At 42.5% G+C, this 21,343-nt stretch carries 21 protein-coding genes and 1 pseudogene; 7 read left to right on the top strand and 15 right to left on the bottom strand.

Features of this window, described 5'->3' with window-relative positions; translation table 11 throughout:
• Window positions 1-88 precede the first annotated feature (88 nt).
• From HWQ43_RS31665 to HWQ43_RS31675, 3 genes are all read right to left on the bottom strand, one after another.
• A complete protein-coding gene (locus HWQ43_RS31665) occupies window positions 89-1,486 on the bottom strand; it encodes an ABC transporter substrate-binding protein (protein ID WP_292741006.1) in 1,398 nt (465 codons plus the stop codon).
• 301 nt (window positions 1,487-1,787) lie between these two features.
• The gene (locus HWQ43_RS31670; RefSeq protein WP_292741008.1) at window positions 1,788-3,212 is read right to left on the bottom strand and encodes a serine/threonine-protein kinase; all 1,425 of its coding nucleotides are present in this window, start codon (window positions 3,210-3,212) and stop codon (window positions 1,788-1,790) included.
• A 305-nt stretch (window positions 3,213-3,517) separates the two neighbouring features.
• Window positions 3,518-4,531, bottom strand: a complete 1,014-nt coding sequence (locus tag HWQ43_RS31675) for a LysR family transcriptional regulator (protein WP_292741010.1) — start codon at window positions 4,529-4,531, stop codon at window positions 3,518-3,520.
• A 212-nt stretch (window positions 4,532-4,743) separates the two neighbouring features.
• Between HWQ43_RS31675 and HWQ43_RS31680 the strand changes: the two genes are divergently transcribed.
• The 5 genes from HWQ43_RS31680 to HWQ43_RS31700 all read left to right on the top strand — a co-directional run bounded on the left by HWQ43_RS31680 (window position 4,744) and on the right by HWQ43_RS31700 (window position 13,802).
• Window positions 4,744-5,460, top strand: a complete 717-nt coding sequence (locus HWQ43_RS31680; protein WP_292741012.1) for an NnrU family protein — start codon at window positions 4,744-4,746, stop codon at window positions 5,458-5,460.
• A gap of 605 nt (window positions 5,461-6,065) precedes the next feature.
• The gene (locus HWQ43_RS31685; protein ID WP_292741014.1) at window positions 6,066-6,452 is read left to right on the top strand and encodes a thioredoxin family protein; all 387 of its coding nucleotides are present in this window, start codon (window positions 6,066-6,068) and stop codon (window positions 6,450-6,452) included.
• Between the two features lie 198 nt (window positions 6,453-6,650).
• Window positions 6,651-8,759: an NAD(P)H-quinone oxidoreductase subunit 5 gene (locus tag HWQ43_RS31690; RefSeq protein ID WP_292741015.1), complete on the top strand. Its 2,109-nt coding sequence runs from the start codon at window positions 6,651-6,653 to the stop codon at window positions 8,757-8,759.
• A 917-nt stretch (window positions 8,760-9,676) separates the two neighbouring features.
• Entirely contained in the window at window positions 9,677-11,674 is a 1,998-nt protein-coding gene (locus HWQ43_RS31695; RefSeq protein WP_292741017.1) for an MASE1 domain-containing protein, read from the top strand.
• Between the two features lie 550 nt (window positions 11,675-12,224).
• Complete coding sequence (locus HWQ43_RS31700) at window positions 12,225-13,802, top strand: NAD(P)H-quinone oxidoreductase subunit 4 (protein ID WP_292741148.1); 1,578 nt, start codon at window positions 12,225-12,227, stop codon at window positions 13,800-13,802.
• Window positions 13,803-13,968: 166 nt separating this feature from the next.
• Here the strand turns inward: HWQ43_RS31700 and HWQ43_RS31705 are convergent.
• From HWQ43_RS31705 to HWQ43_RS31715, 3 genes and pseudogenes are all read right to left on the bottom strand, one after another.
• A pseudogene (locus tag HWQ43_RS31705) lies at window positions 13,969-14,226 on the bottom strand (hypothetical protein); the annotation flags it as partial.
• 27 nt (window positions 14,227-14,253) lie between these two features.
• On the bottom strand, window positions 14,254-16,026 hold the full coding sequence (locus HWQ43_RS31710) for an ATP-binding protein (protein ID WP_292741018.1): 1,773 nt from the start codon (window positions 16,024-16,026) through the stop codon (window positions 14,254-14,256).
• Window positions 16,027-16,068: 42 nt separating this feature from the next.
• Window positions 16,069-16,854, bottom strand: a complete 786-nt coding sequence (locus tag HWQ43_RS31715) for a cache domain-containing protein (protein WP_292741020.1) — start codon at window positions 16,852-16,854, stop codon at window positions 16,069-16,071.
• Between the two features lie 401 nt (window positions 16,855-17,255).
• Between HWQ43_RS31715 and HWQ43_RS31720 the strand changes: the two genes are divergently transcribed.
• Window positions 17,256-17,978 carry a Uma2 family endonuclease gene (locus HWQ43_RS31720; protein WP_292741022.1) on the top strand — a complete coding sequence of 241 codons (723 nt, stop codon included), beginning with the start codon at window positions 17,256-17,258 and terminating at the stop codon, window positions 17,976-17,978.
• A gap of 170 nt (window positions 17,979-18,148) precedes the next feature.
• Here the strand turns inward: HWQ43_RS31720 and HWQ43_RS31725 are convergent, their stop codons facing one another.
• From HWQ43_RS31725 to HWQ43_RS31740, 4 genes are all read right to left on the bottom strand, one after another.
• Window positions 18,149-18,358: a type II toxin-antitoxin system HicA family toxin gene (locus HWQ43_RS31725; RefSeq protein WP_292741024.1), complete on the bottom strand. Its 210-nt coding sequence runs from the start codon at window positions 18,356-18,358 to the stop codon at window positions 18,149-18,151.
• Window positions 18,355-18,555 (bottom strand): type II toxin-antitoxin system HicB family antitoxin, encoded by a 201-nt coding sequence (locus tag HWQ43_RS31730; protein WP_114084373.1) that lies wholly within the window; start codon window positions 18,553-18,555, stop codon window positions 18,355-18,357. The genes HWQ43_RS31725 and HWQ43_RS31730 overlap by 4 nt, the downstream gene beginning before the upstream one ends.
• 133 nt (window positions 18,556-18,688) lie before the next feature.
• Window positions 18,689-18,982, bottom strand: a complete 294-nt coding sequence (locus HWQ43_RS31735; RefSeq protein ID WP_292741027.1) for a hypothetical protein — start codon at window positions 18,980-18,982, stop codon at window positions 18,689-18,691.
• A gap of 73 nt (window positions 18,983-19,055) precedes the next feature.
• The gene (locus HWQ43_RS31740) at window positions 19,056-19,223 is read right to left on the bottom strand and encodes a BrnT family toxin (RefSeq protein ID WP_292741029.1); all 168 of its coding nucleotides are present in this window, start codon (window positions 19,221-19,223) and stop codon (window positions 19,056-19,058) included.
• Between the two features lie 242 nt (window positions 19,224-19,465).
• On the opposite strand from HWQ43_RS31740, the gene HWQ43_RS31745 reads away from it, so the two are divergent.
• Complete coding sequence (locus tag HWQ43_RS31745) at window positions 19,466-19,795, top strand: hypothetical protein (protein ID WP_292741031.1); 330 nt, start codon at window positions 19,466-19,468, stop codon at window positions 19,793-19,795.
• 11 nt (window positions 19,796-19,806) lie between these two features.
• Here the strand turns inward: HWQ43_RS31745 and HWQ43_RS31750 are convergent, their stop codons facing one another.
• The 5 genes from HWQ43_RS31750 to HWQ43_RS31770 form a co-directional block, all read right to left on the bottom strand.
• The gene (locus HWQ43_RS31750; RefSeq protein ID WP_292741033.1) at window positions 19,807-19,977 is read right to left on the bottom strand and encodes a hypothetical protein; all 171 of its coding nucleotides are present in this window, start codon (window positions 19,975-19,977) and stop codon (window positions 19,807-19,809) included.
• A complete protein-coding gene (locus tag HWQ43_RS31755) occupies window positions 19,943-20,386 on the bottom strand; it encodes a DUF29 domain-containing protein (protein WP_292741035.1) in 444 nt (147 codons plus the stop codon). Before HWQ43_RS31755 ends, HWQ43_RS31750 begins: the two co-directional genes overlap by 35 nt.
• Window positions 20,387-20,420: 34 nt before the next feature.
• A complete protein-coding gene (locus HWQ43_RS31760) occupies window positions 20,421-20,678 on the bottom strand; it encodes a BrnA antitoxin family protein (RefSeq protein WP_292741036.1) in 258 nt (85 codons plus the stop codon).
• Between the two features lie 3 nt (window positions 20,679-20,681).
• On the bottom strand, window positions 20,682-20,948 hold the full coding sequence (locus tag HWQ43_RS31765) for a BrnT family toxin (protein WP_292741038.1): 267 nt from the start codon (window positions 20,946-20,948) through the stop codon (window positions 20,682-20,684).
• A gap of 82 nt (window positions 20,949-21,030) precedes the next feature.
• Window positions 21,031-21,309 (bottom strand): LapA family protein, encoded by a 279-nt coding sequence (locus tag HWQ43_RS31770; RefSeq protein ID WP_292741040.1) that lies wholly within the window; start codon window positions 21,307-21,309, stop codon window positions 21,031-21,033.
• Between the last annotated feature and the right edge of the window lie 34 nt (window positions 21,310-21,343).

The following is a 21,343-nucleotide window of genomic DNA, read 5'->3' on the forward strand; positions in this document are numbered from 1 at the left end:
GTAAAATTTTTCCCCATAAAGCTCAATTTCCCATCTTGAGAGGTTTTCCAGGTTAAGTATTGGTTAATTTTTAATTTTTTATTGCTGATTAACGCACTGGTTCAAAGTCATAACCAGTACGAGAGCGAGAACCAGGAACAATTTTTACAAGTTGGACTGGCGCATTGCGATCGCCTGATGCTAAAAACCGAATTGTACCAGAAGCCCCAGTGGCAGAAAAGTCAGATGACACTAATGCTTGCTGGACTCCATCTCGCGTAGGATTACGTTCTAATGCCGTAATTAGAGCTACAGTGGCATCATAACTAAGGGCACTTCGCCAACTCACATCACCGCCCCATAACTGCCGCGATTTCTGGGGAAAATCTGACTTAGGATCGCCATCAATATGCCAGGGAACAGCTACTACCATACCCACAGCTTGTTCTCTGCCAATTTCCAAAGTTTTAGCGGTGTAAACATCATCTCCCGCCAGCAAAGTTAACTTTTTCTGGTTAATCTGAATTACTTGCAGCGCTTTATCCAAAGTTTCAGTGTTAGCAGCTAACATCAATACTTCTGCACCTTGTTTAGTTGCTTGTTCTAGACTTTTAGCTGCACTAAAATCCGCCTTGGATAAGTCAAATTCGCTGGCTACCTGTCCACCCTCTAGGGAAACAGATGAAACAAACTCCGACTTTAAAGATTGGCTATAGTTACTCTGAGAATTAAAGAAAACCACTGCATTTTTTTTCTGCAAAATTCTCACCATATAATTGGCTAAACTTCTCGCAGCCATAAAATCACTGGGAACTGTCCGAAAAACGTAGCGGCTAAAGTTAGAAATTTTGACAGATGTGCTGGTAGGAGATATAGCTACAAGTTCTCCAGAAGTATAGATAGTACCTGCGGCTAAGGTGGAATCGCTAGTATTCGGCCCAACGACACCCAATACTTCGGAATTGCTGACTAGGGTAGAAGCAATTTGCTTGGCTATTTCTGGATTGTCGTCGTCATTAGCTATACCTACCCTCAAAAATACTCCCTTGATTCCTCCAGAGCTATTAACTTGATTTTGGGCTTGGGCGATACCACGTAAAATTTCTAAAGAAGTATTAGGGTCAGTGCCAAATGGTACAGAAGCCACGATGGTATAGCTCTTGGAAGAGTCGATTCGGGCATTATTAAGAAAAATTAACGTTTCTGGATCGTTACGGTTGAGTTTTAAGGCAGCTGTGAAATTAGCGATCGCTTTATCATAGCTTTTAGCAGCGATCGCCTGTACTCCTTCTTTTTTTACTGGAGAAATATCACCCTGACTAAAAGATTTTTCTCCAAAACTAATGCGGTCTTGTAATGATGGATTGCTTCCTGGTTCCTGATTTGGAACGATGTTATTACCAATTTTGGCCCCATTGTTACTAAACCACCAAAAACCACCGCCAACTATGCCAACTGTCAGCAGCAAAGCCAAAGCTAAAATTGTGGTTTCATTCTTTTGTGACATAAATAAGTTTCAATAAAGTAAAAAGATTTATTATGAATAATTCCGAATTCAGGAGTCAGTATGAATTCTGTACGACTAGGTGGTGAATGTTGGGTTAAAAGCGTACTTCGTCTCGCTACACGCTTTCGCCCTTGGTGAGCTAAATTATTATTAAATATACGTTTCGTTTAATTGCGCCCACCGTTCTATAAGAAACCATAGACCACTAAATATTAAATCAATAGTGATGACAACGGCTAAAAAAAGACTAAGTGGTTCCTTTTTTTGAGGCATTTATGTAGCTGTTAGCATTAGAAGTTTTTTAAAGTAAGAGAGATAATAATTTATAAATAAGTCGAAATACAGCTGTTAGTGAAATAGCTACTAAGCTTGCTCCAATTGCTAAAATCACCACTGACGGAAGATCAAGACCTCCTCGTAAAAAAGGGAGAAAAAAAATAATCGCAAAAGTAATTGTGGGAATAATTAATAAATCGAACTTTTCAATCCACCGCCTGGTTTGGGCAAAAATTAGTATACCTAAAATTACGGATGCAACACTGAAAGTAACTATTGGTTCTTTGACTAGACTGAAGAGGGCGATCGCGATCAATGCGCCCTCAAATCCACTGAATGCCGCCCCACCCAATAATTCCAATGTAGAAAACGCTGGTTGAGTTGGTGGACGACGGGGAACGACGGGACTAGAAGCTTTGAGTGGTTGTGGCGGGAGTGTTACAGAGGGTGAATTAAGTTGTATAAGGGTTAGAGGCTGTGAGTTAAGTGCATCTAGAACTTCTTGGGCTGACTGGAAGCGCTGATTGGCAGCAGGTAACAGCATTTTGTCTAATATATCAGCAAGGCGAGGGTTAACAGTCACTTGCGTTGGCGAAGCCTGCACTACGTGCGTTCGCCATTTCCACTGGTTGCTATAGGCATCAAATAGTTTAACTGCTTCCTGATTTGTCAACAAGGTAATAAGAGTTACAGCTAAGGCGTATAAATCTGTAGATGGGAATACTTGACCCCCAGCCATCTGCTCAGGCGGTGCAAATCCCATCGAATAAATTCCTGTGGAAGAAGCGGCAGAACCCAGCGCAACATTTGTTACTTGCTTAACTGCGCCAAAATCTAGTAAAAAAAGTCTACCATCGCGACGGCGCATGATGTTAGAGGGTTTAATATCTCTGTGGATAATGCCTCTATGATGGACAAACTTTAGTACCTTCAGGATTTCTTGCAGCACCTCCAACACTTGCTGCTCAGAAAATTTGCCTTGTTGAACTAATTCTTCTTCTAAGTTTTGCCCATCAATATATTCTTGTACTAAGTAAAAAAATTGGTCTTGCTGTCCTGGTTGCAAACTATTAACTATCACTGGAAAGAAGGCAAACAAGTCTGGTATTTGCTCGTGCTCGTTACCAAGTTGTGCTAAAACTTCTGCCTCTCTCTCAAACATCAACTGTGCTTGTTGCAGTTGAGTTAAGGTTAAATTTCCCGATGGTTGAAACTGCTTAACCACGCATTGACGCATTCCCGGTATTCGGCGATCGCGTGCCAAAAATGCTGCTCCAAACCCGCCCCTTCCCAGTAGCTTCGTTGGCACGTATCGACCATCTAGCATCAATGGCATACCACAGGTAGTGCAATACTTTTGCTGGGTTGTTTTCAGTGTCGTAACATCATCTAAATCGGCAAAATAGTTTTGTGGGCGTGGACAACGTGGACGAGTGCAGTAAACTTCCATTTTCGTGATTAGTCAAAATAATTCGTAATTGATAATACTTGCCTTCTCTACGAGATGCTACGCGAATGGCAAGAAGCAAGCTACGTAATTCGTAATTAGTTCAGGTTACAGATAAACTAAATTTGTTAATGGGGAACACGAAACTTTTTTCCTGATGTCAAACCTTTGGTTTGCCTACAGCACCCTGCACGAACACAATGGGTTCATAATTACGAATTAAGTTAGCGACAGAGGAGCGTCATTACGAATTATTTGGTCATTTACAAAAAACGAAGCACAAATGACAAGGGACTAATAACCTGATTTTAGTCTTCGCCAGATGACGTGGGTGTTGCTACCTCCAATGTAGTTAACACTAGACTTTTTTGTGTTAATTTTAACACATCTTGATTCCATCCTGGGTTAGCAAACTGGGGCAAAATTTCTTGACTAAAGGCTTCTGCGGCCTTGGATCTATAGCGATTGGGATTACAAATCAGCCACAGCGTCCGTTTGACGACAACGCCTTCAATGGGAGTACGGTGCAAAACGCCCATTTGTAACTCTTTAGCGATCGCACTAGTTGAAACAAAGGCAGCCCCTAGACCAGATTGCACAGCATTTTTAATCGCTTCAATGGAATTCAATTCCATTTCAACTTTAAAACGTCTGGTATCGATTTCACAGCGTGCTAGCACTTGGTCAATTACTTTGCGGATAGTTGATTGGGAATCTAGAGCAATGAATTGTAATTTATACAGGTCTTCTTTCTGGATTTTTTCAAGTTTGGTAAAAGGATGAAAGACAGGTAAAATCAGCGCTAGCTCGTCCTCAGCGTAAGGAATAACTTCTAAAGATTCTGACAGTTCACCAGGAATTTCACCACCGATAATTGCCAGATCGACTTGTCCGTTAGCGACACTCCAAGCAGTCCGTCGGGTAGAGTGGACGTGTAATTGTACTGCTACATCTGGATATTTTTGTCGAAACATACCGATCATTCTGGGCAAAAGATAAGTGCCGGTGGTTTGAGAAGCACCGACAATTAAAGTACCACCTTGGAGATTTTGTAAATCCTCGATGGCGCGGCAGGTTTCCTGACAGAGACTGAGGATTTTTTCACCGTAGTTTAAGAGTAGATGCCCAGCTTCGGTTAATTGGGCGCGTCGTCCTCCACGATCAAATAAGGGAACATCGAGTTGCCGTTCGAGATTTTGGACTTGTAAACTAACGGCGGGCTGGGAAACGTAAAGACTATCAGCGGCACGCTTGAAGCTTCCTTCTTGGGCGATCGCTTTCAGGATACGTAACTGATCTAAAGTGAAAGGAAGGTCAGACATAAGGCTCAACCCACAAACTTTTAAAGGAGCAGATGCACGTAATAAATCCGGTTTGGCAGCAATCAGCCGGACATGATTTGTTGCATATTAAACTTGAAGGCTTGACTCGAAAAAGACAGTAGCACAACATCTTGACTAAAGTCCCCTTTTGAATACTTTGTGGTATTGGTTGTACTGAATTCAGTTTTCTTTAAATTACTTCACCTGTGTATATGCTGCTGATTTCTTGGTTGACACCCAGTCATTTTGTCATACTGGGGTTACAAATAGTTTTTGCGATCGCTCACAGTGGAGGCGCTGCTTTACGCCCTTGGGCAGAAAAATATATTGGCCCAAGGTTTTATCGCATTCTCTTTGCATTAGTCAGCCTACCGTTGGCTGTGATATTAATTATTTACTTTTTTGGGCACCGTTATGATGGTTTGCAAATTTGGCAGGTACAAGGGGTGCCAGGAGTGCGAGAATTTGTTTGGCTGCTGTCAGCAATCTCGTTCTTGTTTTTATATCCTGCTACCTTCAATCTACTAGAAATTGCTGCTATTCAAAAGCCCCAAGTTCATCTCTACGAAACAGGAATTATTCGGATTACTCGTCATCCCCAGATGGTGGGACAAATAATTTGGTGTGTTGCCCACACTCTCTGGCTGGGTACTACCTTTACCCTTGTGACTTCCATTGGATTGATATTGCATCACTTGTTTGGGGTTTGGCATGGGGATCGCCGCCTGAGCGCTTGTTATGGGGAAGCTTTTGAAATTGCCAAACAGCGGACTTCAATTATTCCCTTTAAAGCAATTATTGACGGCCGTCAATCTCTCAAATGGCAGGAATTTCTGCGCCCTGCCTATTTGGGAGTTGGCATTTTTATAGTTTTGCTTTGGTGGTCGCACCCTCTGTTGCTGGAAGCAACTAGTAGCATAGGATGGTAGCCTTAGATGATCCCCAGTGTCAGGAGAAAATCTGAAATAGATGGAAATTTCAGCTTATCAATTGCCCCAAATCAATGTAGGATAAATTCAAACATCTATTCAGTGGAGGGTGCATTCAGTCAACTTGAGATTTTATATTGGTAGTTGTTGGTTGCTTGCCTTTCCTTGAAAGAAAGTGGCCAATTCAGTCAAATCCCCAGGCAGCCACGGCAATTAGGAGTTGAACATCCAAAAAAGCCAACGCGACTTCTAAGGTGGCTTTTCTGTCAGAGACACATTAACGCACTCAATTTTTGCCAATTATTTTGTGTCCTGAATATTTTTGCCCTGAAAGCATCTATCGGGAGTTACTGACTTGCCAATCCTCCACTGAAGCAGTAGCTGAGTCCTGAGTCCTGAGTAAAAGCAAGCAACTTAGTATTCACCGCTTGGCAATTAGTCCCAACCTCGGCTTTACTCTAAAAGAAAAATAAAAGAGTTCCTCATTCAATCCGCTAGCTTTAGTTATGGACTTCTACTCAGCAACCAGAACTCGGAACTCAGCACTACTCAGTTCAGTATTGATAGCTAGTTTGATATAAAAACCTTATAATCCAAGAGGCGTCATGGTGTTGTCGGTTAGTGAGCGGACATTTACTCAAGAAGTTTTAGAATCTCCTATTCCTGTTTTAGTTAACTTTGAAGCCCCTTGGTGTGGCTTGTGTCGAGTTATCCACCCACTATTGTTACAATTTCAAGCCCTGTGCGGGGATGAAATTAAATTAGTCGGGGTTAACGCTGATCAAAATTTTAAATTGTCTACTACCTATAGGCTAAAATCACTACCCACTTTACTATTGATTGAAAATGGCACTATTCGCCATCGCTTGGAATGCTTTCGTGGCAGAGAAGATTTGCGTCTAGCTTTAGAAGAGATTAAAGCCAGCTACAGCAATTATCCCAAAATCCACAAAAGTTCAAAAACAGTGGACTTAGAATGTCGATCTGCCTGATGGATATTGGGTATGGGGCATAGGGCATTGGACAAATGACCAATGACAACTGACCAATGACTAATGACCAAATCTAAAACCATGCTTAATACCCCACCCAATCAGCCTTGGGTGGGTTATTTTATCCTAAAGGGTGTGTGTCACAATTATTAACAGTTTCGACACGCTAATCAAGAATTCTAAAAGTAGGCGTCAGTGATGGAAGTAATCTATCAGTATGCCTGGCTGATTCCGGTATTCCCTCTTTTTGGGGCGATGCTGGTCGGTCTAGGGTTAATCTCGTTGAATCAGGTGACAAACCGCCTACGGCAGCTTAACGCTGTGGTGATTATCTCCATGATGGCAGCAGCTATGGGGCTGTCGTTTGCCTTGTTATGGAGTCAAATTCAAGGACACGCGCCTTATCTCCGCACCTTTGAGTGGGCGGCAGCAGGTAATTTTCACCTGAGCATGGGCTACACTATTGACCACCTGACAGCCCTAATGCTGGTGATTGTCACAACGGTAGCCTGCTTAGTCATGGTTTACACCGATGGCTACATGGCTCACGATCCCGGCTACGTGAGGTTTTACGCCTATCTCAGTTTGTTTGGCTCCTCAATGTTAGGTCTGGTGGTCAGCCCCAACCTAGTACAGATTTATATATTCTGGGAACTGGTCGGGATGTGTTCCTACTTGCTGGTCGGTTTTTGGTACGATCGCAAGTCAGCAGCCGATGCCGCGCAAAAAGCCTTTGTAACCAACCGCGTCGGCGACTTTGGTCTATTACTCGGCATTTTGGGGCTATTTTGGGCAACAGGAAGCTTTGATTTTAATATCATGGGCGATCGCCTCGCCCAACTCGTCGAATCAGGTTCTATCAGCAATTTTCTCGCTGTCCTGTTTGCGATTTTAGTTTTCTTAGGCCCAGTAGCAAAATCAGCCCAATTCCCCCTCCATGTCTGGCTACCAGACGCAATGGAAGGCCCCACCCCCATTTCTGCCTTGATTCACGCGGCAACAATGGTGGCGGCGGGTGTTTTCCTGATTGCCCGGATGTACCCAGTATTTGAAGACGTTCCAGCCGCAATGAATGTCATTGCCTTTACTGGGGCGTTTACGGCGTTTTTGGGGGCAACCATTGCCATTACCCAAAACGACATCAAAAAGGGCTTGGCTTACTCCACCATTTCCCAACTTGGTTACATGGTGATGGCAATGGGAATAGGTTCCTACAGTGCTGGACTATTCCACCTAATGACCCACGCCTATTTCAAGGCGATGCTGTTCTTGGGTTCAGGTTCCGTAATTCACGGTATGGAAGGTGTTGTTGGACACGACCCCGCCTTAGCGCAAGATATGCGCTTGATGGGTGGACTGCGAAAGTATATGCCTGTCACAGCAACTACCTTCTTAATTGGTTGCTTGGCAATTTCTGGTATTCCACCCTTTGCTGGTTTCTGGTCAAAAGATGAAATTCTAGGGAAGGCTTTTGAAGCTAACCCACTCCTCTGGTTCATCGGCTGGCTAACTGCCGGGATTACGGCTTTCTATATGTTTAGAATGTATTTCTCGACATTTGAAGGCAAATTCCGGGGTACTGACGAGAAAATCAAGGAAAAACTCAAGAAGGCGGCGACAATTGTTCTGGAGTTAGAGTCAGAAGAACTAGCCCCAAATTTTGGGCCTGGGGCAATGAAGAAAGGAGAATTGGCTGCCACTGGTGAACACCATGACTCCCATGACTCTCATGACTCCCACGGACATCACAGCGACTCGCCTCACGAATCGCCGTGGACAATGACTCTGCCATTAGTATTTTTGGCTGTGCCTTCGATTTTCATTGGTTTGGTGGGAACTCCCTACGCCAATTATTTTGAAGAGTTTATCTTTCCTCCTAGCGAAACTCTCTCCGAAGTTATAGAAAAGGCTTCCGAGTTCAATCCGACGGAATTCTACATCATGGCGGGTGCCTCAGTGGGAATTTCCTTGGTTGCGATTACCTTAGCTTCGCTAATGTATTTGCGCCGTAAAATTGACCCGGCTGCGATCGCTGCTCAAATCAAACCACTTTACGAGTTATCCCTTAATAAGTGGTACTTTGATGACATTTACCATCGGGTTTTTGTCCTCGGCTTGCGTCGCCTAGCTAGACAAGTTATGGAAGTTGACTTCCGCGTTGTCGATGGTGCTGTTAACCTCACAGGCTTTTTCACCCTTGTTAGTGGTGAAGGTCTGAAGTACCTAGAAAACGGTCGCGCTCAATTCTATGCCTTGATTGTGTTTGGGGCGGTTTTGGGCTTAGTGATTGTTTTTGGTGTTACCTGATTTTTATAGGGGTGGGCGGCTGTCCGCCCCTACATTATTTTTTCTCTCACGCAGAGGGGCAGAGTCGCTCCAGAAGAATTGGGAGTTGGGTCTGAAAAGATGACAAGATTTTTTATTTTTAATATTTGTTTGGCTTTAATTATCACGAATTTACTATCTACACCTCAGATATCGATTGCAACACAATAATCCGACTTATCTTCAACAGTTAGGAAGTTGCGTAAAAATAATATTTGGTTATAAATGGGAAGCACGTAGGAATAAAGTACGAGTGAGAATCGGATAATAATTGGTATTCCAGGTTTGGGAATGTATGGAAAGGTTATAAGGTGCAAGCTTTGCGATTATTTTGACAGAAAAATTAAAACCAACGCTAGAAGATGCAGCAAAAAAACTGACTGGAGTAAAAAAAAGAGCGTTGGGGCTTGCGTAAAAATAAAATACCAGCTAGATAATTGGTGTTTAGCAGGAAAATCTCAAACTTGATTGATAGATTATTAAACTGCAAGTCCATAATTGCTTGTTTTAATACTTTTTGTCTTTTACTTTCATAACTGTTTTATGTTCCGACCTTAAGAGGATGTTTGAAAAGTATGGGGTGAATAGAATGAGACTGTTGGCGAATTGCGATCGCTACCCTCAAAGCATTGAGATGTCGTAGCGCCTCACCCCGTAAATTGTGGTTTACATGAATTCGCCAACAGAGTCATAGAATTCGCTACTACACAAAACTTAGTCCACCTCCGGGGACTAATCAAAATCAAGGGTTTTTAACCTGCCTCCGCGGGTTTTGTCTGTATAGCCGCGACTTCTAGTCGCCTGGTGAGTAATAAATTAGACTTTTCAAACAACCTCTAAGGGAAAGGGCATTCTATGTAAAGACAAGCAACCTTGATATCAAGCAGCTAAAACAACGGATGATTCAACAAAAATCCCCTATATTCCCTCATTCCCTAAGACAAATCGGAGGCACCGTTGTTTTGGCGATCGCCTACTATGAAATGGCTGAAATTTCACGTCATCTTGCCTCCACACCTCAGGATGTGACTCCAGTTTGGCCCCCGGATGGAATTGCTGCTGGGGCTGTTCTGTTGTTTGGTAACTGGATCGGGTACGGTGTTTTGTTGGGTTCATTTCTCGCCAATTTCTGGGCGTTCCAAGATCCAACAAATTTCTTATCCTTAGTGATTTCAACGCTGCCAGTTTTGGGAATTGCGATCGGAACAACCCTGGGGACTATGTTGGGTGGGTTTCTGCTGCGGAAAACTAGCAGCCTTCACTATCCCTTAGAACGTGTCAGCGACGTGTTCAAATTTTTGATCTTAACCGGCATGGTGGGGCCGAGCATCAATGCAACTGTTGGAGTGGCTTGCTTGGCCTTGAGTGGTAAAGTTCCCTGGACAGCTTATGGGACAGTTTGGTTTACCTGGTGGATTTCTAATGTTTCGGGAATTTTTATCGTCACCCCGATTCTGCTTAGTTGGGGGCAATTTATTCAAAAAAAACAACATCCAATCTGGCAATGGTTATCCCTCAGTTCAACATCAGAGGATTGTGAAAATCTCTCTGATATTCGACACTCAAGAGCAAACTCACACCGTTTAAGATTCTGGTTCAGCGTAGTAGAGCCAGTTATCCTGATCGGGTTGGTCATTTTCATCGGCAAAGTTGCTTTTGGTAAGGGATATCACCTGGAGTATATGTTAATTCCGATGTTGATCTGGTCTGCCTTTCGACTGGGGCAACCGGGTGCAACGCTGTTAACTTTTATTGTGGCTGCGATCGCTGTGATTGCAACCGTCAATGGCAAAGGTGGTTTTGTGACTGAGGATCTCAACCAATCTTTGATCCAACTGCAATCGTTTATTGGCGTGATTACACTCACCATTCTTGTGCTGACAGCGACGATCACAGAACGAACACAAGCACAAACCAAGCTGCGTTTAGCTTTTGCCGAATTAGCCAGAACTAATGAAACTCTGGAAGCTCGAGTTCAACAGAGGACTGAAGAATTGAATGAAAAGAATACGGCTCTGAAGCAAACCCTACAAACGCTTAAACAGACCCAATTACAGATGCTTCACAGTGAAAAAATGTCTGCATTGGGACAGATGGTGGCAGGGGTTGCCCATGAAATTAATAATCCAGTTAGTTTCATTGATGGCAACTTAATTTATCTTTCTGAGTATATCCAAGGTCTGCTGAGAGCATTGGAAGCTTACCAACAGCAATATCCAAATCCACCTATTGCCCTGCACGCAGAATTGGATAAACTTGAACTGGATTTTTTAAAAGAAGATGTTACCAAGATTCTTCAGTCCATGCAAATCGGTACCGAGCGCATCTCTACTATTGTGTTATCACTGCGTAACTTCTCACGCTTGGATGAAGCAGGATTGAAAGCGGTAGACATTCATCAAGGCATTGATAGTACCTTGGTAATTTTTCAACATCGATTGCAATCGACAGCCGATCGCCCCCAGATCCAGCTTATTAAAGAGTATGGTCAATTACCACTGATTGAATGTGATGCTGGCTCCCTTAATCAAGTGTTTATGAATCTTTTGAGCAATGCTATCGATGCATTAGAAGAATCTAATCAGGGGCGTTCGTTCCAAGACATTTCAGCAAATCTCAATACCATCTGGATTCAAACTCGTCAAATCGATACAAGCCAAGTGATGATTATGATTTCTGACAATGGAATAGGCATTCCAGAAGAGATTCGCTCTAAACTGTTTGATCCTTTCTTCACCACCAAGCCCGTTGGCAAAGGCACTGGCTTGGGTTTATTTATGAGTTATCAAATTGTGACTGATAAGCATGGGGGTAATCTTTGGTGTGAATCCACACTGGGGGAAGGCACAAAGTTTGTGATTGAGATTCCTGTAAAAGCTAGAGGATTGGTTAAGTAAGCACAATTTATGTCTTAACCAGTTTTTTGAGCGCCCCTTGGGTTTGAATGGAAAAATTTTCTATCAAACATTCAATAACCTGCGTCTTCGGTTTCGCAGTCCGTTAGAGCTAATTGTTAAGCGTGAAAAAGTCAATTTATTTTATAGCAGTAGAACGAAGACACATTCAGGTATGACATAACGAATCTGACTTTCAATTTGTGCGATTATCATAGGGGTTATTTTTTATGTCATGCTTTTTTTGCACCAAATCGCTTTTTTCAATAACCACCAAACAGCATCATGTATTTTTAACGATGGGTTGGGCTACGCGATCGCATCGTAAAATTCTAGTCTAGCGGCTTTTTTAGGGTAAATTTTTGACTTGACTGAGAGTATCACAACGCACATTCCGCACCCACAATGGTCAAAAAAGACTCCCAAGAGGAAAAATAGGGGATTGCCAATTTAATTAAATCAACCTAACGAGGAAGACGAAATCCCCAAAAAGCTGTTACTTAATAACTAGTGACTTTTTGCCAAACATGATTTTGATAGCAGACAAATTGTGATGAATACAGCTAATTTCCCGTGGCTGACGACGATTATTCTGTTGCCAATAGCCGCGTCGCTACTTCTTCCCATCATCCCTGACAAAGAAGGCAAAACAGTGCGCTGGTACTCCCTCGTCGTAGGGCTGATAGATTTTGCACTAATTGTTTACGCTTTTTATACTGGGTATGATTTCTCCAATCCAAATTTGCAGTTGGTGGAAAGTTACCCTTGGGTACCACAATTGGGTTTGAATTGGTCAGTAGGGGCTGATGGCTTGTCCATGCCCCTAATTATTTTGACTGGATTCATTACCACGCTGGCGATTTTAGCAGCTTGGCCTGTCACCTTCAAGCCCAAGCTATTTTACTTCTTGATTTTGGCAATGTATGGCGGTCAGATTGCCGTGTTCGCTGTCCAGGATATGCTGTTATTTTTCCTGGTGTGGGAACTGGAACTGGTGCCGATATACTTTCTGCTGTCGATTTGGGGAGGCAAAAGGCGGCAATATGCAGCGACCAAATTTATTTTATACACCGCTGGCGGTTCGCTGTTTATTTTGCTGTCTGCCCTGACAATGGGATTTTACGGCGATACGGTGACGTTCGATATGCGAGCGATCGCCTTAAAAGATTTTGCCCTGAATTTCCAACTTGCACTCTATGCTGGCTTCCTGATTGCTTACGCCGTCAAGTTGCCGATTATTCCCTTGCACACCTGGCTACCTGATGCCCACGGTGAAGCTACAGCCCCTGTACACATGTTATTAGCAGGTATTCTCCTGAAAATGGGCGGTTACGCCTTAGTTAGGATGAATGCCCAAATGCTCCCCGATGCCCACGCTTATTTTGCACCAGTGTTGGTAGTCTTGGGGGTAGTTAATATCATCTACGCTGCCTTAACATCCTTTGCCCAGCGAAACCTAAAGCGAAAAATTGCCTACTCCTCAATTTCTCACATGGGCTTTGTGATGATTGGTATCGCCTCCTTCACCGATTTGGGATTGAGTGGGGCAGTATTGCAAATGGTTTCCCACGGGTTAATTGGGGCGAGTTTGTTCTTCCTTGTAGGGGCAACTTATGATCGCACCCACACCCTGATGTTGGATGAAATGGGCGGTGTCGCTAAGAGAATGCCGAAAATTTTCGCCATGTTCACCACCTGTTCAATGGCTTCTTTGGCATTGCCAGGGATGAGCGGTTTCGTGGCAGAATTGATGGTATTTGTGGGCTTTGCTACTAGCGATGCTTATAGCTCTACCTTCAAAGTGATCGTGGTGTTCTTGATGGCAGTGGGAGTGATTTTAACTCCGATTTATCTGCTGTCGATGTTGCGAGAAATTTTCTACGGTAAAGAGAACGAGGAATTAGTTTCTCACCAAGCTTTGATAGATGCCGAACCCCGTGAAGTATTTATCATTGCCTGTTTGTTAATTCCAATTATTGGTATTGGTTTCTATCCAAAATTGCTGACTCAGATGTACGACGCTACAACTGTACAATTGACCGCAAGATTGCGTGATTCCGTGCCGACATTAGCACAGCAAAAAGACGAAACACTAAAGGTTTCTTTGAGTGCGCCGGAAATTGGTAATTAAGTTGCGATCGCTAGTTTAGTTTAAATATTGATTACTTTGAGGGCGGGTTTTGTACCTGCCCTTTTTGTTACTCACTTGTAAAGTTTGATTTATTAAAGTAAAAAACAAATCATAGAGCTGAGTTCAAAAATACTGTATAGGGTAACTGAGTAGATATATTTATTACAAAAAGTTCTTCCCCTTGGGTTTGCCAAACTTTGACTAGTTGATCGGCATATCTCTTACCCTGTTCAGCTTCAATAGCTATTTGCTGAAATTCTTTATCTAGAAACTCGTATGGGCGTTCTCAATCAATTAATGCAGAAGTTTCTGGAAAAAAGAAATGCATGGCTTGGGGAAAATAGGCTTCTATTATTTCTTTCCAAGGGCTATTAAAATCAGCGCGTAGGCGTAGCCCGTCGTAGACATCGCTAACATTAGTCATGTCATTTTTCATTTGACCAGAATAGCATCAAATTCTGGATAGAGTCGCAGTACTTGCAGTCCCTAGTTTAGAACTTTGATTAATCGGAATCTCTACCCAAAACTCTGCTCCCTGTCCTGGTTCGGAAATACACCAAATAGCTCCGTTGTGTTTTTCTGTGACAATTTGAGCGCTAATTGCTAATCCTAATCCAGTGCCTTTACCTGCGGCTTTTGTGGTAAAGAAAGGATCAAATAATCGTTGCTTAATGACTTCGGTCATACCAGGGCCATTATCTGCAATTTGCACAGTTATACGATCCAAGTTGCGTAACTCAGTACGAATTACAATCTGGCTGGGTTTAGCTTCTATCTCCTCAAGAGTTCGCTTACTGTTATAACTATCCAGGGCATCAATGGCATTACCGATCAGATTCATAAACACCTGATTGAGTTGTCCGGCATAACACTCTACTAAAGGGATATCACCATATTCCTTTAGTATTTCAATTGCGGTATTTCCAGACGTTTGTTTGAAGCGATTTTGTAAAATCAGTAGTGTGCTATCAATACCTTCATGAATATTGACAGGTTTCATATCTGCTTCGTCAAGTCGAGAAAAATTCCGCAAGGATAGAACTATTTCACGAATGCGATTAGCTCCCATTTCCATTGAAGTTAGGATTTTAGGTAGATCCTCAATCATAAAGTCAAGGTCGATTGCTTCTATATGAACTTGTATCTCATGTGTTGGACTAGCATTAGTTTTTTGATAGAGTTCTACCAGTTCCAATAAGCCCAGCATATATTCATTTACATGGGTCAGGTTGCCGTAGATGAAGTTAACTGGATTATTGATTTCATGAGCTACCCCAGCGACTAATTGACCTAAACTCGACATTTTTTCAGTTTGAATTAGTTGAGATTGAGTTTCTTTGAGATTGTGCAAAACTTGGTTGAGTTGTTCTGCCTGAGTAGTGGCAGCAGCAGTAGCAGCGCGGCTTTGATTATACAATTGCGCTTGGTCAATAGCGATCGCTAACTGGTCAGCCACACCTCGAATGATTTCTACCTCATCATCACTCCAAGGGCGAAGCTCTCTACTATGTTCGCAGACAATCACACCCAAGGGATCCGACTGAGTTTGAACTGAAACTGTTAGTAGCGACTTAAAGCCCAATGTCACCAGTAAATTCCGACTCTTGAAATCAAGCCACGAATCTGTTGCAATATCATCAAAGCAAAGCAAATTCCCTTGCATAACAGCCTCACTCAGCGCTTCCACATTCTGGATAGGAGAACAGCCTAAAGGTTCTGTTAAATCGGGAGCGCAAGCTTGCTGACTCAATTCAAAGCTAGTAGATTCATCTTCTTGATGACACCAAAAAAACTGGCATCGATCAATCTGTAGCAGTTCCCGAATTTCAACCACTACTGTACTCAAAATCGTATTTAGATCCAGCGAGTTGCGAATTTGACTAGATAGACGAGTTTTAAGGATTTTCTCCCGCTCAACTAGCTTTCGCAATTGGACTTCAGACTGTTTTAACTCTAACTGGGCCATCTGACGATTTACACTAGCTCTTGCTAGTAGCAAAGAACCAATGCCAATTAGTCCTATTAACCCAGCGTATAGCAATAACAATTGACTCAAAAATCGGTTTAATTTGGTTGTCAACGTCTCTGGCGATACCCGCGAGACAATCTTCCAGTGATAGGATTTAGGATCAATTTGATTTTGGCTTGGCGCAAAAGCTTGTCCTGCTCCCGTACTAGATTTTTGCCCTTCGACAAGTGGGCAAACTGTGGTAAAAGTGAACATTCCCTCAGCAGTTTGGAATTGTCCCGATTCTTGTTGAGAAATCTACTGCCATGCTTGAGGAAAAGCTGTGCCAAAAGTGCGGTTTTTGCGAGCGGGAAACATAAATCCCCATTCATCTTCAGGCTTCGCCCCTTTTAACCAGTAGCCATCGGCATTCAGTAGCATTCCCTGACTAGAGGCGTTAGCAAAAGTTTGATTAAAATTGTCTAGCAGTTTTGCGCCGAAATAATTTAGCACTACAACGCCTCGTTTTTGCCCACGGCTATCAAAAATGGGAGTGCCAAAGCGGATAATTGGCTTCAAGGGTTGTTCAACCTGACCTCGTTCGATGTTGAGGTCAAGGGGAGAGACAAATACTTGTCCTTGGTTTAACCGCAAAGTGTCATTAAACCAGTAACGCTTGGCTTGAACTTGCAGTTTTTCTTCAGGGACAATCTCTGGCTCACCTTGGTTAAAGTTGACTCTGACAACTTCCTTACCTGATTGATCCAAAAAGCGGATTTGGTCGTAAAGTTTTTTATATTGAGAAAATAATAAAAATTCTTGGGAAAGTGCCTGTTGTTGTTTATCCAGTCCCTCTAAAATTTTTTGTAGCTCGCTTTGTTTAGAGAGAACCATCAAATCTGAGACAACCGAGTGAAAGTCTCCGCTGATGACTTTAGTTTCTAAATCTACCTTACGGAGTTCATTTGTTTTGAGCAGAACTTGCTCGGTTTGTACTTGTTGGTAATAGATAGTTCCAATAACAACCCCAACTAAAGCTGACAATGGCAAAAAAACCGTTAGGAAGTTTTTGATTAAAACTTGTGAATGGATCTGTGGTGACATATCAGATACTTAGGTAAAACTCAAAAATTGGGCTAAAAATTAGCTAAGTTCCAGCTGCGTCACATTTTCTGAGTCCAGGTTGAGAGAAGATTTTTTCTCTTGGTAGGTATAGATAATCAGCCCAGCTACTAAATTAACCATGAAATTGAATACTTTGTGACTTCTGGAATGTTCTAGTTGAGCAATATTCCACCCTTTTTTGCTATTGTCAGTTAGACACTCTGGTAGTCAGTACCGAAAATCCACGAATTTAATGTATTAATTTTACACTTGTAAATATCTAATTACTGAGAAGAGAGATACAAGGCGATTGCTAAAAATGGCTTTTCATTCTTGCTATGCGATCGCACATCAATAGATTACGTACAATCTATCTAAAATCAGATTTGGCAAAACCGCTCATGTTAAACTACAATCCGCTGCATTGTTTGCCATCTTCCGAAGAACTACCTGACTCAGATGATACTGCTGTGGATAATGAACTCCAAAATTTAATTCCCGGCTTGCTAAAAACGATACTAGCTTTGGTTTGGTGCGATCGCTGGGATTGGTTTTTTGGTGTTGAGATGGGTATTTATTATGACCCTGACAGACCAGCCATTGTCCCTGATGGTTTTCTCAGCTTAGGAGTTAAACGCTTCATTGATGAGGATTTGCGACTAAGTTATGTGCTGTGGGAAGAAAAGAAACTGCCAATTTTAGCGCTAGAAGTTGTTTCCCAAATATATCGGGAAGAATATAGCACCAAGAAAGAATTTTATGCCAAAAAATTAGGAATTTTGTACTACGTTGTGTATAGTCCCCTTCGGCGTAAAAAGTCGCCTTTGGAGGTGTATCGCCTAGTTGATGGAGAATATATTTTAATGTCAGGAAATCCTGTTTGGCTACCAGAGATTGGTTTAGGAATTGGGCGAGAACGGGGAATTTATCAAGGTATAGTGCGGGAGTGGCTGTACTGGTATGACGAGGAAGGGCAAAGATTGCTAACACCAGAAGAACGCATCAGGGAAGCTGAAGAACGCACAACTTTTGAAGAACAGCGACGTGTAGAAGCAGAACAACAAGTGAAAATGTTGCTGGAAAGGTTGAAGATGCTTGGTGTTGATCCAGAAACTTTGTCATAGATTTACCAGATTTTGTCATGGCAAGCGATGTCTACGACGGGCTACGCCTACGCGTCTACGACTCACTGATACAGAAATTCTGGATTTCATTGATTACCTGAAGCTACAACTAACCCAAAATTGCTAAACTTAGGTGCTGTTATGTGAACTTTGGATAATTGCGATCGCTTTTAGTCCAAATCTTCTTCGGTAAGTCCAGCATCTTTCATAATGCTTTTCAAAGTTCCAATCGGTAAATCTCGATTACTATGAACCGGAACGCAGAGGATTACATCAACACCTTCTTTTATGTAAATATGATGACTGCCAGTAATCCGTTTCAATTCCCAACCCTGCCGTTCCAAAATTTTACAAAGTGTTTTACCTGAAACCGCTTTCATAGCGATATTTCAACCAACTGTTTCTCCGGATCAAGTTCTTCTCGTTCGCTAGCAACTTCCAACCAACCTTGAATTGCATCTTGCAGCATCTCTAACAAATGTTCATAGCTGTCTCCCCAAGTGTGGCATCCGGGCAGGGCAGGTACAGAAGCACACCACACACCGTCTTCTTGCCAGATAACTGCTTTAATTTTCATTACCAATCATCTCCACAAGATTGCGACTAATATTCTAGCGTCAAGCCGAGTGCGTAGGTGTAGCCCGTCGTAGACATCGCTTGTTTGCTGCACTGAGGTTATTGTTAAAAACATCCAATTTAGTATTGTATTATTAGGTTGACTTCGCCTCAGACGCTGGATAAGCTTTATGTGCTTCTGCATAAATCTTTAATGCTACAGCCATCTGCTGTTCGGCAGTGTCTCCCTGCTCTTTGAACCAAGCAAAAGTTTCAGGATCTACCTTAACTGTTATTGTTACAGGTGAATTGGGCATTCGCAATTGTGCTTTAGCAAAAAATTCTTCTGACAAGGGTGGAATATCTGAGGTATCGATGTCTTCGTCATTCATTGCATCGACTCTAACCCAATCTGTTCTTGAGGTATTGTTCATAGCGTTTTCGTTCATGAGACAGTGCCTTTCTTAATGAGATGATCCGAACCATTTCTTCACCTGGCTCGGTGTAAATAACTACTACAATTCAACCATCAAGTAGTCCAATGCCGAGATACCGTTCCTCTCCATAGTCCTCTCGTTCATCTAGGTAGACAAGCATGGGTAGATTAAAGATGCGGAAAGCATCAGCAAAGTCGAAACCATGCTTTGTGATGTTGCTTTGGTTTTTACGCTCATCCCACTCAAACTTCATGGACACAATATATCAGTGACACCGGGCAAATGAACTCTAAAAATATATAAATTGCTCGGTTTTCTCAGGTGAAATTAATTTCAAGATTGCGACTAATATTCTACTGTCAGTCCGAGTGCGTAGGCGTAGCCCGTCGTAGATATCGCTTGTCCATTGCAGTGTTAGCCTCCCACAGGAATCGTACTCAACACAAAAATGATTGACAACTGCATTAATCGCAGTCTCAAGAATACTTACAGCAAATGGTTTCAGCCTATACTGAATATAAAATAATTGCCGAACAGGAACAGACAAAGAGACGAGAGATTGATGTTTGGGAAAACGAAACAATCACCAAGATTAACGCCCAGCGAGATTTGCTGATGGCGTATCTAGATCGCTCTTTTGATGAACGTGCAGAAAACTTTCGCGCTTTATTTGCTGTCGTTGATAATGCGATCGCATCCGGCAATAATGAACAACTAGCCCTTACATTAAACTCAATCACAGAAATTGCTAAATCAAGCCCTTTCAAAGACCTTGCTAACTTAGCTTCTGTTCGCGCCGCCCTGGATGATCCAGCTCATGAATGAACATTTTGATTTTATAACAGTGCGATCACTCTGCCACAAATTTCTAAAAAAGCCTGACAACGCAGGCTTTTTTCATATAGTGTGAGGCTTACAGGCGTTATTATTTCATAGCGATCGCCACCACCCACGCAGCCACAAATAAAGTTATCAAATATCGCTTGCTTCTGGTAGCCAGTCTTCATCCAACACTAATTCTACAGAATACGGGCATTCTTGTGGAAACACAGAAACTAATATTCCCGTTTGCTTGGCTGCTTGGCGACGTGCCCTTTGATAACTTTCCTCAAGCTGCTCTGTAGGATAGCTCTTAAGACTAAGACTATCTTCTATAGCTAACTCAATTTGGGTGCGAGAATCAGTGATGGAATCGAGCCAACTATCTGAGCGACGCTGGAGGTGATATTGCCACTTGAGCAGATGCAAGAGTAAGCGAGTTAGTTGACTGGCAATAGCTCGCCTTTCACTTTTGCCCAATCCTTCAACCTCTTCAATCAGATGTTCTACATCAACTTCATGCCAGCGATGCGATCGCAATAGTTGGGCTGTCTGTTGAATCCACAAGTTAAAATCTGCTTTATAAGTTGCGCTCATAGCCGTTCTTGATCTTAGGCAAGCCAAAATATCCTTATTTTCCAATACGCTCAAGTTCCTCTCGCAATACTCGCCGTAATGTATCTTCTAACGGTTCACGGCGCTGCTGAATGTACTCACGCAAGGCATCGTTAATCAAAGTTTGGTAATTTCCTCCACCTGCTGCGTGAACTTGGTCACGAAACCATGCTAGTACTTCATCATCTAGGCGAATTGTAATTCGAGTTTTGCCTGTTGATGTTGATTCAATCGCTCCCCGCTTGCCCTGGCTAAAATCATACTCAGCTTCCATCACTTATCCATCCTCATACTGCTTTTGTTCATAGCGCGTAGCTTTGCGGGCAGAAATCAATCGAATCTCATCATTGCGCCATGTATACACAACTACTAAAACTCGACTAAAAGCATCTATCCCAATAGTGATAAATCTCTCTTTATCAAAACGTTCATCTGTGATGGTAATTGCTAAATCGTCAGAAAAAACGGTTACTGCATCAGCAAAGTCAACGCCATGTTTGCGAAGATTGGCTGCTGCCTTATCCCTATCCCACTGATACGCCATCTAAATCTATAGTATGCACGAATGTGCATACTAGCAGATGAAGAGTACTTAACTGGCTTACTTCTGTGTGTTTTTTCAAACCTCAAAAGTCTTCATCGTCAACAAAAAATTCCGCATCGTCTTCCAATCGAGAATTACCCTGCCCAATACCAGCAAGTCCCCACAGAGGTTGCAGCAGCGCCATGCCAATTAACCCGATAACGGCACTAAAAGCTAGCACTAAACCCATTGGTATCTGAATCGATTGGAATGTTAAGAATTTTAACGATACGGGTGTGGCATTTTGGACTGAAATAATTGCGATCGCAATTACCCAAACTGCTACAACTAGAGATGTCAAAAAAGGAGCAAGAGTTTTCATACTTTGATCGAAATGAGGAGTTAGAAGTTAGGAG

Origin of the sequence: Nostoc sp. JL31, assembly GCF_017114965.1 — a bacterium.
Lineage (GTDB): Bacteria > Cyanobacteriota > Cyanobacteriia > Cyanobacteriales > Nostocaceae > Nostoc > Nostoc punctiforme_A.